This is a genomic window from Aridibaculum aurantiacum (assembly GCF_017355875.1).
Lineage (GTDB): Bacteria > Bacteroidota > Bacteroidia > Chitinophagales > Chitinophagaceae > Segetibacter > Segetibacter aurantiacus.
Map to the genome: position 1 here is coordinate 1769257 of NZ_JAFEWC010000001.1, position 16446 is coordinate 1785702.

The 16446-nt window shown below is 41.5% G+C and carries 13 protein-coding genes; 7 read left to right on the plus strand and 6 right to left on the minus strand.

Annotated features, from left to right (window positions below; genetic code table 11):
* Positions 1 to 3: 3 nt before the first annotated feature.
* Positions 4 to 3057, plus strand: a complete 3054-nt coding sequence (locus J4N22_RS07330) for a choice-of-anchor I family protein (RefSeq protein WP_207493277.1) — start codon at positions 4 to 6, stop codon at positions 3055 to 3057.
* Positions 3058 to 3164: 107 nt separating this feature from the next.
* Here J4N22_RS07330 and J4N22_RS07335 read toward each other — a convergent pair whose 3' ends face one another.
* Positions 3165 to 3887 carry a hypothetical protein gene (locus tag J4N22_RS07335; RefSeq protein WP_207493278.1) on the minus strand — a complete coding sequence of 241 codons (723 nt, stop codon included), beginning with the start codon at positions 3885 to 3887 and terminating at the stop codon, positions 3165 to 3167.
* 153 nt (positions 3888 to 4040) lie between these two features.
* Here J4N22_RS07335 and J4N22_RS07340 point away from each other — a divergent pair, with 153 nt between their 5' ends.
* The 3 genes from J4N22_RS07340 (at position 4041) to prfB (ending at position 8373) form a co-directional block, all read left to right on the plus strand.
* Positions 4041 to 6452, plus strand: a complete 2412-nt coding sequence (locus tag J4N22_RS07340) for a TonB-dependent receptor domain-containing protein (RefSeq protein ID WP_207493279.1) — start codon at positions 4041 to 4043, stop codon at positions 6450 to 6452.
* 175 nt (positions 6453 to 6627) lie between these two features.
* Positions 6628 to 7197 carry an outer membrane beta-barrel protein gene (locus J4N22_RS07345; protein ID WP_207493280.1) on the plus strand — a complete coding sequence of 190 codons (570 nt, stop codon included), beginning with the start codon at positions 6628 to 6630 and terminating at the stop codon, positions 7195 to 7197.
* Between the two features lie 83 nt (positions 7198 to 7280).
* A protein-coding gene (gene prfB / locus J4N22_RS07350; RefSeq protein ID WP_207493281.1) for a peptide chain release factor 2 occupies positions 7281 to 8373 on the plus strand; the annotation gives its coding sequence in 2 pieces (ribosomal slippage) (positions 7281 to 7328 and positions 7330 to 8373; 1092 coding nt in all).
* Positions 8374 to 8569: 196 nt separating this feature from the next.
* Here the strand turns inward: prfB and J4N22_RS07355 are convergent.
* The 4 genes from J4N22_RS07355 to J4N22_RS07370 all read right to left on the minus strand — a co-directional run bounded on the left by J4N22_RS07355 (position 8570) and on the right by J4N22_RS07370 (position 12692).
* Positions 8570 to 9562 (minus strand): class 1 isoprenoid biosynthesis enzyme, encoded by a 993-nt coding sequence (locus J4N22_RS07355; RefSeq protein ID WP_207493282.1) that lies wholly within the window; start codon positions 9560 to 9562, stop codon positions 8570 to 8572.
* Between the two features lie 113 nt (positions 9563 to 9675).
* Positions 9676 to 10767, minus strand: coding sequence for a hypothetical protein (locus J4N22_RS07360; protein WP_207493283.1), 1092 nt, complete (start codon positions 10765 to 10767; stop codon positions 9676 to 9678).
* 128 nt (positions 10768 to 10895) lie between these two features.
* Positions 10896 to 11858 carry an electron transfer flavoprotein subunit alpha/FixB family protein gene (locus J4N22_RS07365; protein ID WP_207493284.1) on the minus strand — a complete coding sequence of 321 codons (963 nt, stop codon included), beginning with the start codon at positions 11856 to 11858 and terminating at the stop codon, positions 10896 to 10898.
* Between the two features lie 87 nt (positions 11859 to 11945).
* A complete protein-coding gene (locus tag J4N22_RS07370) occupies positions 11946 to 12692 on the minus strand; it encodes an electron transfer flavoprotein subunit beta/FixA family protein (protein ID WP_207493285.1) in 747 nt (248 codons plus the stop codon).
* A 102-nt stretch (positions 12693 to 12794) separates the two neighbouring features.
* Here J4N22_RS07370 and J4N22_RS07375 point away from each other — a divergent pair, with 102 nt between their 5' ends.
* Positions 12795 to 13106, plus strand: coding sequence for a tetratricopeptide repeat protein (locus J4N22_RS07375; protein WP_207493286.1), 312 nt, complete (start codon positions 12795 to 12797; stop codon positions 13104 to 13106).
* A gap of 242 nt (positions 13107 to 13348) precedes the next feature.
* On the opposite strand, the gene J4N22_RS07380 is transcribed toward J4N22_RS07375, so the two are convergent.
* A complete protein-coding gene (locus J4N22_RS07380; RefSeq protein ID WP_207493287.1) occupies positions 13349 to 14287 on the minus strand; it encodes a bifunctional riboflavin kinase/FAD synthetase in 939 nt (312 codons plus the stop codon).
* 213 nt (positions 14288 to 14500) lie between these two features.
* On the opposite strand from J4N22_RS07380, the gene J4N22_RS07385 reads away from it, so the two are divergent.
* Positions 14501 to 15670, plus strand: a complete 1170-nt coding sequence (locus J4N22_RS07385) for an AIR synthase related protein (RefSeq protein WP_207493288.1) — start codon at positions 14501 to 14503, stop codon at positions 15668 to 15670.
* A 79-nt stretch (positions 15671 to 15749) separates the two neighbouring features.
* Entirely contained in the window at positions 15750 to 16439 is a 690-nt protein-coding gene (locus tag J4N22_RS07390) for a cell division ATP-binding protein FtsE (protein WP_207493289.1), read from the plus strand.
* The last annotated feature ends 7 nt before the right edge of the window (positions 16440 to 16446 follow it).

The window sequence follows — 16446 nt, forward strand, 5'->3', positions numbered from 1 at the left end:
CTTATGATTCGTACTGCTACATTATTTTTCTTTTCCTTGATTTTTATTCTGCCTGCCAGCTTACAGGCGCAGAACATCATCACCCAATGGAATTTTAATTCCAATCCTCCCGATGCTTCCAATACAACGGGATCTACAGTTGCCTCTACTGGTACTGGAACCATTTCAACTATAGGTGGTGCTACAGCTGCATTTTCTTCGGGTTCAGCCAATGGTGGCTCATCAGACCCAGGAAGTGATAATACCGGCTGGAACATCAGTGGTTTTCCAGCACAGGGTGCAGCAAATAAAACTGCAGGTATACAGTTCAGTGCTTCTACTGTAGGTCATCAAAACATAGTTGTTATGTTCGACCTGCGCCACAGCAATACAGCACCACGCCACTTCAGCGTGCAGTATACTACTGATGTAAATGCTTCACCTGTTGTTTGGACTGAATTTACTGTTGATTCTACCACAGCCGGCGATACGTGGGTGAATAAACGTACATACGATATGAGCAGCATTTCTGCTCTAGCCAATAATGCCAATGCAGGTTTCCGTGTAGTGGCTGCCTTCAGGCCAGCTACCAGCACTTATATACCCAGCACACTTACCAGTAACTATGCCACTACCGGCACCTGGCGGTTTGATATGATTACTATAAAAGACACTACTTATCCTGCTCTTGGTGCGGTAAGTTTTGTAGGTACACGTGCCGATGTAATGGAGACAACTACTGAAGTAAAAGTAGTTGCGAAAATAATGGGTGGTGGCGCAGCAGCCTCTGCTGACCTGGAGATACTACCTATCAGCACGGCCACTGCCGGAACGGATTATGTCATTCCTGCTTCCATGAAATTTGAATGGGAGGCTGGTGCTGACAATGTGAATGATACCATCATCTTTACCATTAACAATGATGCACTTGCTGAGCCAGCGGAGTATTTTATTGTTCGCCTGGTAAACCCGGTAAATGTTACACTTCCTGCGGCTACAGCCAATCACTTTACTGTTATGATCATGGATGATGACAGGCAGGCGCCGGTGGCAACACAAAGCGTGACGCTACAACATGTTGCCTCGTTTAGCAACGGTACTGCAGGAACTAACTCTGCTGAAATAGTAGCCCACGACCCTGCTACACAGCGTTTGTTCATTGCCAATTCCATTGGTGGTAAAATAGACATCGTCGACTTCAGCAATCCTGCTAGTGCTTCTCTCATCTCTTCCATTGCGATGACGCCTTATGACAATATCAATTCAATAGCATTTCGCAATGGTGTGTTAGCTGCGGCTGTGGAAAATGCAGATCCGCAACTGCCGGGTAAGGTGGTTTTCTTCAATGCCAGCGGTAACTTTATCAGCCAGGTAGAAGTAGGTGCAATGCCTGATATGATTACCTTCAATCATGCAGGAACTAAAGTGCTTACAGCCAACGAAGGAGAGCCTAATGCCAATTATACAATAGATCCTGAAGGTTCTATCTCTATCATCGATATTTCTGGAGGCGTAGCTAATGTTACTGCAGCCAATGTTACTACTGCCACCTTTGGTAGCTTCAATAGCCAGGCTGCAGCATTAAGAGCAGCAGGTGTACGTATATTTGGCCCGGGTGCTACAGTAGCGCAGGATATGGAACCGGAGTATATCACCATTTCTGACAATGACCAACTGACTTATGTTGCCTGCCAGGAAAACAATGCAATAGCAGTGGTAGATATTGCTACCGCTACCGTTATTGAGATCCGGCCTTTAGGCATCAAAGATCATATGGCTGCTGGTAATGCATTAGATGTAAGCGACCAGGGTGGATTGGTACAGATTGCTAATTGGCCGGTGAAAGGACTTTATATGCCTGATGCCATTGCTTCTTACAGAGTAGGCGGAGAAACATATATCATCACTGCCAATGAAGGCGATGCAAGAGAATACACTGGTGCAATCGTAGAAGCTCAGCGCCTTGGCAGTAGCAGCTATACATTAGATCCTGTGAAGTTTCCTTACGCAGAAGCGTTGAAAGCAAATCTTGGCCGTTTGAATGTAACCAATGCTTCAGGCGACACAGATGGTGATGGTGACTTTGATGAAATACATGCTTTTGGTGCACGCTCTATATCTATCTGGAATGCTACCACAGGTGCTTTGGTTTGGGATAGTAAAGATGAAATGGAAGTGATCACAGCTAAGCACCCGGTGTTTGGTGCCATCTTCAATGCCAGCAATGCTAACAACAACTTGAAGAACCGCAGTGATGACAAAGGACCAGAACCTGAAGGAATAGCACTGGGAGAGATCAATGGAAAACAATATGCTTTTGTAGCACTGGAGCGTATAGGTGGTTGTATGGTATACGATGTAACGGATCCTGCTAATCCATTGTTCGTTGATTATGCTAATACACGCAGCGTGGCTACTTACGGTGGCGACAATGGTGCAGAAGGCGTAATCTTTATTTCTGCAGCCAACTCGCCTAATGGAAAGCCGATGGTGATCTTGGCAAACGAAGTTTCCTCTACGCTTACTTTTTACAACATCAATACACCTGTGCTGAATATTGCTCTTGCAGGAATTTCTGCAAGCAACAATGGCAGCTACAACAAAATAAACTGGAACACCCACAGCGAAGCAACAGGCGACCGTTTTGAACTGCAACGCAGCACCGATGGTAACAGCTTTAGAAGTATAGCTAATATCAATGCTAATGGCACACCTTCGGCTTATGTATACAAGGATGAAAGTCCTGCAATAGGTGTAAACTACTACAGGCTGCAGCTTCACCATGTGGATGGCACCAGCACATACAGCCGCGTAGTGACAGCAACAACAGGTGTAGCTAATAAGGCATTGGTTAAAGTATTTCCTAATCCTGTAACAGATAAACTGGTGGTGCGTGTAGATGCATCTCAAACAGGTGCTGGGCAAGTACGCATCAGCAATCTTGCGGGTGTGGTTGTACTTGCAAAAACAATTAATCAACAAGTAGAGATCGATATGCAGGAACTACCTGCTGGTATATATACAGTTACTTATTCTAACAACAGTTACCATGAGGCAATTCAGGTTGTAAAAAAGTAAAGTAAAGAACTACTGTAGAGTAAAGACATCCAATATTTCACATATAGTTTTCTCATGAAGCACCTGGCTTATGCCGGGTGCTTTCAATTTTAATGGACCCAATCGTTCTAATTAATGTTCAAACCCACTGTAAACCCAATCCAAGGTTTTTGCTGGTATATCCAAACTTTCCGGTTCTTATCTAACAGACGATCAAAACCAACGGCTGCGCCAAATGTTATATCGCCTATGCCTACCAAGGCAGAGATACCTTTCGTCAGCACAACTCCATCATATTCTGATTGCACATGGTTTTCAGTTACCGATGCATTCATTTGTGTAGCACCTATGCCTATAAATCCTCCAACACTATAAGCAAAGTGATTTATTCTCTGCTGAAATTTGTTCAGTGGTGTTTTGTCGTACGAAAGAATGTAAAGATCTGTTCTGTATCCAATGAACTCTGCTGCATTGAAGTTTGTGTTTATTTGATTAGGTAACCCTTTTGTGTACGGACGATATTTAAAAAGGATCGTCATTACATCAAGATCAAAACTGCGGTTGATGAATTTTGTATTTTTCCATGTACCGCCCTGTGCCGGGTTCATATTTATTAATGAAAAGGCAGAAGTGTCAGCATTCCATCCTGTTTTGGTTTTCGCTACCGGGTACATCTTGATGGTGTCTTCCTTTACATCTACAAACACCCGTTTCTTTTCCTGTTCTTTCAACATGTAAATTCCTGGCTCCAGCTTTTTCCTGGAAGTTTCATTGATGATACTGCATCCGGGAGCAATCATCATGCACAGGATAATTATTCCTTTGATCTTAATGGGTACTTGTGAAAGCATTGTACAAAATTGGTAGAAAATGCTGTAAGTGTAGAGGCCAGCTAATACTTCTGCAGCATTACCTCCTTCTACAGAAATGGGATGAGTGGTTTCATTAGCACGAAGCTTTTCGTAAACTTTATATACAACACCAACACTTGTAGCAATCAGCTTATGAAAATATTATTTACACTTATCGCAGCTCTTATTTGTACCGCATCTATAGCACAACAACTTGCTGTAACAGGCATAGTAGCTGATGAACAAGGTCGTCCGCTTCCTTTTGTAAATGTTACTTTAATTTCTACTAAAAAAGGAGCTGCTGCATCCGGCGCCACTCTCACCGATTCTTCCGGAAAATTCTCTGTTGCCGTACCAGCCGTAGGCGAGTGGAAGCTTTCACTAAGTGCTATAGGCTTCGCTAAAAAGGATTCTGTTTTTTCTGTAGCAGGCACTGATCCTATTCACTCCTTAGGAACTATCAGGCTAAAGAACGAGTGGAAGGTGCTGGATAATGTAGATGTACTTTCTATGCGACCAACCATTACTCAACTTGCAGATAAGTTGGTGATAAACGTGCAAGGGACAGCCATGGCTGCAGGTAATACTGCCTTTGGATTGTTGAGTAAAGCACCTGGTGTATTTGTAGATCCTGAAGGCGCTATTCAATTGAATGGACGTGGTGGCGTTACCCTGATGATTGATGGCAGGCTTACTTTTCTGTCTGTCAGAGACCTTCGCAACCTGCTGGAGAATACACCTGCTGAAAACATAAAGAGCATTGAGATTATTTCTAATCCTTCTGCTAAATATGATGCTGAAGGAACCTCAGGTATTATCAATATAGTTTTTAAGAAAAACGTTTTACGCGGAACCAATGGTACGGTAACTACTACTTATTCTACAAACCTGAAGCAACATTTATATGGTGCCGGTGTAACTTTGAATCATAAAAGCAATCGCTGGAATTCATTCCTTATATCGGACTTTAACCGCCGTGGCAGTGGCAGGGAAGCTACATTTACCCGTGTATTTAGAAATAACAATTCTACTACCTATTTCGATCAAACGGCAGTTGGTAACTGGAGCAATATTGGACCTCCTTCTTTGCGCATCGGTTCCGATTATACTATTAATGAAAAACATAGTGTTGGATTTATAGCATCTTATTTTACCAATACTGCCAATTCTGAATTTTTAACCAAAACATTTATTGGCCCGGATCCTAAACTGCCTTTTCAATTTGTAGAAGCCAATAATTATAATAAGAATACGCTGGTTAATGGTGTAGCTAATATTCATTATTCCGGTAAGCTAGATACATTAGGTTCTACACTTTCTGCTGATTTTGATTTTGCACCTATACGCAACAAAGGTGATGGAGATTTTTTCAACACGTTTACACGATTAACCGATGGCCAAATAACTACTGATAACCTGTACACCTACACACCAAATGGTTATGATATTTATTCAGGAAAAATTGATTTTAGCTATGCGCTAAATAAACAGCATAAATTAGAAACAGGTACACGTGTCAGCCAGGTTATTTCAGATAATGATTTTCGTTTTTATTTTAATAACAATGGGCTGGTGGTAGATCCGCAGCGCACTAATCATTTTCATTATAAAGAAAATATTTATGCAGCTTATTTAAACTGGAACGGGCAATTGGGTAAGAAGACATCTATGCAAGCAGGCTTGCGTGCTGAACAAACCAAATCGCGTGGCCAATCTTTTACCACACGTGAAGTGAATGATCGTAATTACCTCGACTTTTTTCCATCAGTTTTTTTGCAGCATAAAGTATCGGATAATTATAATGTGGCTGTTAACTATAGCCGCAGGCTAAACCGTCCTAACTATGGTAATCTTAACCCGTTTCGTAGTTACCGCGATCCTTACACATGGACAGTAGGCAATCCATACTTGCGGCCACAGTATACGCAGTTGTTCAATGTTAGCCAGACATTCAAGAAGATATATGTGGTGCAGATGTTTTACCAATATACAAAGGATGTGATGATTGAATTGCCAATGCCGGATGCCGTAAACAATGTGACTGTGTATACAACAGGTAATGTAGATGATAGTTATAGTACAGGCATCTCGGCTATTGTGCCGGTAAAGCTCGGCAGAAAATGGGATACCCGCAATACAACCCAATTATCGTACAGCAGGTTTAGTGCTATGCAGAACAATGAACTATTGGTTAATGAACAATTGTTCTATTATTTCCAAAGTGCGCATACTATTTTGCTACCTAAAGATCTACGGGCCGAAGCTACTTTTCTTTACCGTGGGCCTGCCGCATCAGGCTTGTATCACCAGCAGGGTATGTACCGCATAGATCTTGCTTTCAGCAAAGCGTTTTTCAAAAAGAAGCTTGAGCTTGCAGTAAATATCACTGACCTGACAAAAGGATGGCGATTTAGATGGGCAGCTAATTACGGGGGTAATATAAATAAGTTTGACCAGTATATGCGTTGGCGCACCTTTGGTATTACCCTGCGTTACAAATTCAGTAGAGGACAAAAAGCTGAATTACGCCAGCGTTCAGGTCCTGATGAATTAAACAGGTTGTAAATATTTTTTTGCTTGCGTCTGATATTAAAAAAACATTCAGATGAGTTTTTAAAGACTTCATAATTACCAATAGTTAAGCATTTAAATTCGTTGATTATTAAGAATAGAATATTGTTTTAAATCAGTTTCTTCTAAATAAATAATCTATTATTGCTGGTATAACCAAAACTATTTTATGAGGTCGCTCCTGGTTTCACTGCTGCTGATTTTCTTTTTTCAGTCAAATGCTCAGATCAATAAAGGTCAATTTCTGGTAGGAGGGAGTGGGACATTCTCTTCTGGTAAATACACTTTTGCTGAGACTAAATTCCGAACTCTTGAAATTGATGGTAATGCTGGTTTTTTCATATTAAATAAATTAGCTGCTGGTCTCCATACTGGATATAATAGATACACCGAATTGTATACCACCCAAACAAACAATTTCAGGCAGTTTCAAAGATCCATTGACATAGGACCATTTGTTCGATATTATTTCTTGAATGCATCAAAAAAATTTAATCTTCTCGCCGATGCTAGCTACTACCGTAGTTGGTCTAAAAGTGGAAACCAAGGTGGCAGTAGTAAACACCAGAGTTTTGGTTATTCCTTTGGTGCAGGCCCTGTATTTTTTCTTAACCCTCATGTTTCTTTAGAAAGTACAGTGAACTATGAGTATAGCGATGAACTGATATTGCCTAAAACTTTAAGAGTAAAACTTGGTTTCCAGGTGCATTTGTCTGCTTTGAAATCTGCCAAAAGATAGATTGAGCTACCAACAACTACAATCTATGCTCATTTACACAGCCTGGCGAACATCCAACTTGTTATTCCCTTACTTTTGCGGCCATGACACAAGAACAAATTAAGGAAATGAGGGATCGGGTTTTGGTCCTAAGGAGGTTTCTTTGACGTCGATAATCGACAGGCTAAAATAGATAATGATAAACAGCTATCGCTGTCACCGGGCTTCTGGGATGACAATGACAGAGCCACCGGCATTCTGAAAGAAATAAAAGTGAATGAATACTGGGCAAAGCTTTACCAGCAGGTGGATTCTGCTGTAGAAGATTTTGCGGTTCTTTTTGAATTCTGGAAAGCTGGAGAAGCATCTGAAGAAGAGGTGAAGGAAGCGCATTCGGCTGCCATACTGGCTATAGAGGAAGCTGAATTTAAAAGCACACTTAACCAACCTGAAGACGAGTTGCCTGCGGTACTGCAGATAAATAGTGGTGCCGGTGGTACAGAAAGCCAGGACTGGGCCCAGATGCTGATGCGTATGTATCGCATGTATGGCGAAAAGCAAGGATGGTCCGTTACCGAGCTTGACCTGCAGGAAGGTGATGGTGCAGGAATAAAAAGCGCAACGCTTCAGTTCGATGGAGCATTCTCCTATGGTTTTTTAAAAGCAGAAAGCGGTGTACATCGCCTTGTGCGGATTTCTCCTTTTGATAGTAATGCACGCAGACATACATCCTTTGCCAGTGTATATGTTTACCCGCTGATTGATGATAGTATAGAAATAGAAGTTAATCCATCTGATGTGGAATGGGCTTTCTTCAGAAGTGGCGGTGCAGGTGGTCAGAACGTAAATAAGGTAGAAACAGCTGTAAGACTAACACATAAACCTACCGGTATAATTGTAGAATGCCAGCAGGCACGTACGCAAGGTGAGAACCGCGAAAAAGCAATGACCATGCTGAAGAGCAGGTTGTATGAAGAAGAAATGCGTAAGCGTGAAGCCATCAAAAATGCTAACAATGCCAGTAAGAAAAAGATAGAGTGGGGCAGCCAGATACGCAGCTATGTTTTCCATCCTTACAAGATGATCAAAGATCATCGTACAGATTTTGAAGTAGGCAACGTAGGACCTGTGATGGATGGTGAGCTAGATGGTTTTATCAAAGCTTATTTGATGTTTCAGAAGGAGGAAGAATCGTGATCTGGAAATCAAAAGTCAAAATTCAAAAGCTGCTCATGTTTGAGCAGCTTTTGTTTAAGCGACATCATTTTGTAGTTACTTGGTTAGTGTCAGCCTTTTGATCAGAAAATGTGTCAATAAATATTTGTTCTTCAGTCTGAACACAAGCATCAACATCAAGAGTTCAGGTTTTGATTTTTGACTTTTTACTTTTGACTTATATATTTTTCGCCAGTTCTTTTATATGCTTCAATGTTCTAAGGCGATTCTTATTCTTCCACATGTCGGTTATCATTTCCTGGCGGGTTGCTTTATTCCAGTCTACGGGTGCGCCGTATTTATGTTCCGTTTCCTGTAAATGATCAATGGCGGTAAGTGTAAAGCCATGCAATACGCTCATCCTTCTTATGGTATTCATTTGGTGTTGGCGCTGGTTATCTGTGCTCAATACCATTTGATGCAGCGTTTGGCATTCATCCAAAAAGAATTGCCTCACCTGCTTAATAGAAGGCGCTGTGTTAAAATAGGTTTTGATGCCAGCCTGTGTGTCAAAGTAGATATCAAAACTGTCGTTGGTAAGTTGACCAACAATAGCTGATTGATAAATAAACTGCAGCTCATTTTCCGTCCAATCTTCATCTACGAGTGAGGCAAACATCAGTGATGTATTGCCATTCTTCTCTCGACAAATGCGTACGATCTCATCAAGTGAAATGGCTGGATCTTGTTGCTTATTAGATACTGCCTGCCACTCCAATGCGATCTTTAATTGTTGGTAATATTTTTCTGTTACTGGCCAGAAGGCTTTTAGCTCATTATTTAGCGAAACCAATAGTTGAGCTTTAGGAGCAAGACCCGTTTCATCAAGGTCTGTGGAAAGCAGGTGAAATATTTCGTCTCTTGTCCAGCCGTCTTCGTCTACCAGGTCATCACAAATAGTGGCCATAGCGCCAACTAATGTCAACCGCTTTCTTTCATTGATTGTCAAGCCACGACCTTTGATGGCTACATACATCTGCGCACATGCCAGCACCGTATACATCGGGTAATAAAAAAGGACCTTCTTTTTTTCAGTAGGATTTAACTGGTAATGTAAGCGGTGCGTGTGCTTGTTTACCAATGGTTGTAAAAACCGGTTGATGAATGAAAGCTGGCGATATCCATCTGCAGTAAGAGAAAGCCCATATTGTACTAATTGCCAGTTATTCATGAAGAAGTGGTATCAGGCAAAAATAGGCGACAGGTAAATGCAATAATGATAAGAAAGTAGAACAACTATATTAACCAGTTGATGTACGCATTGTATAACTACAAAATGAACGGTTAATTGTCCGGTTTGTATTCTATCACCACCACTGCATTTTTTTGCTCGGTAGAAGTGATGTGTAGTTCATGCCGCTTTCCACCGGCAGTTATTATCATCAGTGCCGTATTAGGCGGAATAGAACCCAGGTTCTCTGCTATCATCACAAATTCATGATGCGTTTCATTCTCATCCACCTTTATGTTCAGTGAGATAGGCTTGTGCGTTAGAAGCTTCTTGCTTACGATAAGCTTATTGTTGTGATAAACAGATATGGTGTCACCATCTATCTCACCATTATCGTACAGGTCTATTTTGAATTCTTTAGAAGAAATGATCACTTTCTTTGCCAGTTCATTCGTACGCTTCCTTATTACATCAGGCTTTTGTATGGGTGCTCTTTCCGTAGGTGGTGCTTGTACCAATTCTTCAGTAGGAGGAGGCAGTATACCCTTATTGATCTCGTTTTGCCTGTTCGTCCTGTTGTCCTTACTTACTATATTTTCTTCAGCTCCTGGCTTGATTCCTTTTGGCTGCACTGATTGCTGCGGTACTTTTGGAGTTGCCCTTGTAGGTGGCGCTTTAGCTGTATTGTTCTGTGCGTTCTGCCTGCGCTTTAGTTCATTTTCCCGCTTTACTAAAAAGTCTTCTTTATGAAAATCGCTTTCTTTTACTTTTTCCAGGTAAACCTGCCCATTACCACAATCAGTTCCATTCTTCAGGTTGCGGCTGGTGTATGTTCCGGTTAATGTTTCTAAAGAACCCATTTTGCCATACTCAAGATAGCATGTCATTAAGCATGGCTGGCTTTGGTCCCCGATCTTTACCTCCAGCAGTTTTGTCTCGTTGAAAACTATGTTATTCGTCTTCTTTGTGTAAATGCCTTTAAGATCGGCCTTGCCATAAAACACCGTGGTTTTGTATGAATAGGTAACACCATTCAGCGCATTGTTAGCTAGTTGCTCTACCTGTATCTCAAATTTGTAACGGTCTTCGTAGTATCCGAAGCTCTTTTGAACAAAATGTCCCTTCCAAATACCAGTGAGGTTTTGGGCACCGGCATTAGCAGAAATGATCAGTAAAGAAAAAAGAAGGGTACAAATAAACTTCATCTAACAAATGTAACCTTGAATTTACAACGTGCTTCTAAAGAAGCGTTAAAAGGTGTAGCTATAAAACAAGGCAGTAGAAATAAAAAACGGTAGCTGTTGGGCTACCGTTTCGTCTATTTTTTTAAGCTTTAGGCTCCTTTAAATTTCCTGATCTCTTCTGTGAGTTTAGGCACTATTTCAAAAATATCACCTACTATTCCGTAGTCAGCAGCTTTGAAGAAAGGAGCTTCGCCATCTTTATTGATAACTACGATCACTTTACTCCTGTTTACTCCTGCAAGGTGTTGAATTGCTCCGCTGATACCCAATGCCACGTAAAGATTAGGCGCAATCGCAACGCCTGTTTGTCCTACGTGCTCGTGGTGCGGTCTCCAGTGGCTATCAGCTACAGGGCGACTACAAGCAGTAGCTGCATCCAATGCCTTAGCCAGGTCTTCCAGCAAGTGCCAGTTCTCAGGTCCTTTAAGACCACGACCACCACTTACTACACGCGTAGCTTCTGTTAATGGAACTTCGCCTGTTACTTTATCGGTAGCAGTAACTTTTATTTTAGGAGCATCTACAGCAGTATCTAGAGTGCTTACTTCTGCTGTGCCTTCGCCGGCTGCAATCTTGTAAGCATTCATATTTAGCGAAATGATTTTGATATCTGTATTAATAGCAACATTGGCAAAAGCCTTTCCGCTGAATGATACTTTTCGAACCACGAAGCCATTGCTGGTTTCAGGAAGTGCAACAGCGGCAGTTACTAATCCTGCTTTTAAGCGTACAGATAAACGTGGTCCTACTGCGCGGCCTGTGGTGTTTTGAGAAAAGATAACTATCGTAGCTCCTGTAGATTTCACAGCTTCTGCTATTACTTTAGCATATACCTGTGCATCCACTGTATTCAAAGCTTCATTGGCTACATGGTGTACTTTCTTTACACCATATTTACCCAAAGAAGCAAGATCTTCTGATACCGTTCCAAGCACCAAAGCTTCTGCTGTAGTGCCTGTTAGTTCAGCTACTTTAGCACCATAAGAAAGTGCTTCGTAAGCTGTTTTTTTGAAATGACCATCTGCCTGGTCGGCTAATATAAGGACTGACATAATTGGCAATTAAAGATTAATAGATCAACATTTGAAAAGATGATTAGAATGATAAAGTGATACATCATCATTCTGTGATGCTCATCATCAAATAACTTTTGCTTCTTCGTGAAGTAGTCTTACCAGCTCGCCAACATTATCAGGGCTTACCAGTTTTACGCCTGCTTTAGCAGGAGGTAACTCAAAGCTGCTGATGCTTGTTAAAGCTTCTACGGCTACAGGCTCTACTACTTTTAGTGGCTTGGTACGTGCAGCCATTATACCACGCATGTTTGGAATACGTGCTTCGGCCATACCCTTAGCGCAGCTAACAACAACAGGTAACGTTACTTCGTTGGCTTCTTCACCACCTTCTATCTCTCTTTGGATAGTGGCTGTGTTGCCGTTGATCTCGAACTTGGTTGCAATAGAAACAAAAGGCAGGTCAAGCAATTCAGCCACCATACCACCAATTGCAGAATTGTTATAATCAATGGTTTCTTTACCAGTGAAAATAAGATCGTATGCACCAGCGCGTGCTACTTCAGCTATTTGGCTGGCTACATAAAAACTATCAGTAAGATCGGTGGAATTTACACGAATAGCTTCATCGCCACCCAATGCCAGTGCTTTGCGGATGATGGGTTCTGCATCTGCACCGCCTACAGTTATTAAATGCACAGTAGTTGATGGATCTTTCTCTTTTAATTCAATGGCACGAACCAATGCGTACCATTCGTCGTATGGGTTTATGATCCACTGAACACCATTATCCTCAAATTGGGTATTGCCATTTTTGAAGGCTATTTTTGCCGTGGTGTCCGGTGTCTTGCTGATACAAACTAAGATTTTCATGCAAACACGTTTAGGTAATAAATAAGTTGCTTATGCAACTAAAATTGTGCTACAAATATAGTTGTCCTTTATTTTGCTCACGGTATTTACTGAAATTATTTTATGGATAGGATAGAGAAGCTAACGGAATATTTACAGGCGTCGCCCAACGATAATTTTTTGCAGCATGCGCTGGCTTTGGAATACATAAAGATTGGTGATGACACGCAGGCGCGCCAGTTGTTTGAAGAAATATTGCAAAGAGATCCTGCTTATGTAGGTTCGTATTATCACCTGGCAAAACTGCTGGAACGAATAGGAGAGACAGAGCGTGCAATAGAGTGGTATGAAAAAGGAATGGCTGCCGCTAAGGCTGCAGGCGATCAGCATGCATATAATGAATTACAGATGGCTTACGAAGATCTTACGTATTAGTAGCGGGAACGCTGATTTATATGATGGTGATGATAGGAGATGTGAAACTTGGGAACGCAGGTTTTTATAATGGTGATGATATATGTAAAGATGAATATATTTATTCATCCTCCCTGCTCATCAAAAGCTCATTCATTATAAAAATTCATCTCAAGCATCTGCCTAATCGTAATGATCCGTGTTCTTTATCAACTCCTCCCACAAATCTTAAATATCATCACAACCTGCGTTCCCTAGTAGTATCAACCCTGCAGCTTGCGTAAGCTTTCATCTTTATCCTTATGCAACTGTTGTGTCAGCTGTTCAAGGCCTTCAAACTTTACCTCATTGCGTAGGAAGTGCTTTACATACACCCTTACATGGCGTCCATAGATGTCAGCATTAAAATCAAAGAAATTTACTTCTATCACTCTTGAAGTGCCGCCAATGGTTGGTCTTACGCCTATGCTCATCATTCCTTTTAAGAGGTCTGCATTGCCTTCTACCTTAGCTTCCACAGCATAGATGCCATCAGCAGGCAGCAATTTATCTTCCTCTTGCGGTTGCAGGTTAGCAGTCGGGTAGCCGAGTGTTCTGCCTAGTTTGTTGCCATGCACCACTTTTCCTTCAAAGAAAAAAGTATAGCCTAAGTAACGGTTTGCAGTGTCTATATCGCAGGCAGCAATTGCTTCACGTATACGTGTGCTGCTAACGGTGATGTTATTTAGAACGTGCTCCGGTATTTCTTTCAGTTTGAAATTATAGTCAACGCACATGCGCTCCAGCAGGTGGTAGTCACCAGCTCTTCCCTTACCAAACTTGTGATCGTAACCTATGATGACGGTATGCGGGTGAAACGTATTCACCAGGAAGTTTTTTACATAATCTTCAGCAGTCTGACTCGCAAAGGCTTCATCAAAAGGAACCACCACAACATGATCAATTCCTTTACTATGTAACAGTTCAATTTTTTCGTCGAGAGTGTTCAGCAGTTTTACCTGCTTGGCACCACCCGCCACCACAGAGCGTGGATGTGGATGAAACGTAATGATAATGGTTTCTCCACCAATGGCTTTAGCCTCTTCCTGCAATTGATTGATGATCTGCTGGTGCCCCGTGTGCACACCATCAAAAGTGCCAATGGTGATTACTGCATTTGTAAATGAAGGTAGCCGCTGAAGGTCTCGGTGTACATGAACCATAAGTGGCGCAAAACTAACTTGATTTTGGATTGAATAGAAGGCAGATTATAACATCTTGCTTTTTTAATTATGGCTGGCTCTAAAGGTTTTCATCCTTATACATATTGCTAAAACACTAGCATGCATGACAATGATATGCAGGCAGGAGCATCAATGGGCAATCGGGCTATATTTGCGCGAAATCTATAACTGCCACTCTCAAACCATACCGGAATGTCTTTATATGCTCAACGCGGAGTTTCTGCACAAAAGGAAGAAGTACATGCTGCTACCAAACATCTCAACCAGGGATTGTTTCCTCATGCTTTTTGTAAAATTTATGAAGACACGCTTGGCGGCGATAAGGATTGGGTAAACATTATGCACGCAGATGGTGCAGGAACCAAGAGCATTCTTGCATACCTGTATTGGAAAGAAACGGGTGATACAAGTGTATGGAAAGGCATTGCACAGGATGCTGTAGTAATGAACCTTGACGACCTGCTTTGTGTAGGCGTATATGATAACTTTCTTTTCTCTTCAACCATAGACAGAAACAAGAAGCATATTCCCGGTGAAGTGTTGGAAGCAGTCATCAATGGTACACAAGAGATATTTGACTGGTTGAAACAATTCGGAGTAAATATTCATTTCCTTGGTGGTGAAACGGCTGATGTAGGAGATGTGGTAAGAACAATAGCAGTGAACGGAACACTGGCAGCCCGTTGGAAAAAAGACAGGATCATCAGCAATGAGAAGATACAGGCAGGTGATGTAATTGTAGGATTAGCCAGTTTTGGAAAGGCAACATACGAACAGGAATATAACAGCGGTATTGGTAGTAATGGACTTACCAGTGCCCGCCACGATGTGCTTAATAAATGGTATGCTCAAAATTATCCGAACACGTACGAGCCTTCACTAGATGAGAACGTCGTTTGTATAGGGAAACACCGCCTTACCGATATTATAGAAGTGGATGGTACATCAACCAATATTGGTAAGTTGATACTTAGTGCCACAAGAACATATGCGCCTGTAGTAAAAAATATACTTGACAAACATTTTGAGGATGTGCATGGATTGATACACTGCAGCGGCGGTGGCCAGACCAAGTGCATGAAATACCTGCCAAAGCCTTTGCGCATTATAAAAGATAACCTGTTTGAGCCACCGGTTATTTTCAATATTATCCAAGAAGCTTCTAAAGCTGATTATAAGGAAATGTACCAGGTGTTCAACATGGGACATAGGTTAGAAGTATTCACTAATGAAGCGACCGCTCAATCTATCATTGATATCGCTACTTCATTTGGTATAGATGCCAAAATAGTAGGAAGAGTAGAAGAAGCAGCTGAAAAAGAATTGATACTGCAGGGAGGTTTTGGTAAGTTGAGATTTTGAGAACATTAACATCCTCTGCTGCAAGTTTAGTTAAGCAGAACTTAAGTGAAAACAATATTTTTGCCCACAAACAATAGCAATGGCTGAAACAATCTGTTCTTTATCGAGCGCTAATATATACCAAGGAGGCAATCTTGTTTTGGAGAATGTAAACCTGAACGTGAACCGTGGAGAGTTTGTTTACCTGGTTGGTAAAACCGGTACAGGTAAAAGTAGTTTACTAAAAACCCTTTATGGCGATCTGCCTTTGAAAGAAGGACAAGGATTTGTAGCAGGCTACGACTTAAGAAAAATGGACTGGAAGAAGGTGCCATTCCTGCGCCGTTCATTGGGTGTTGTTTTCCAGGATTTCCAATTGCTTACGGATAGAAACGTATACGAAAACCTGAAGTTTGTTTTGAAAGCTACAGGTTGGAAGGATAATAAACTGATGGATGAAAAGATCAACGATGTATTAGATAAAGTTGGTCTGAAAAGTAAAGGCTTCAAAATGCCTTTTGAAATGAGTGGTGGTGAGCAGCAGAGGGTAGATATTGCCCGTGCTTTATTGAATTCGCCTAAATTAATACTTGCCGACGAGCCTACAGGTAATCTTGATCCAGAAACGAGTGATGAGATCATGCAATTGCTGTTTCATATTGCACGCGATTATAATACTGCCGTTATTATGGCTACCCACGACTACATTGTTATCAATCGTTACCCTGCAAGGATGCTAAAGACGGAAAGAGGACATGTATTTGATAGCGCTACCATTGCTGCTGAATAGGAGAGGT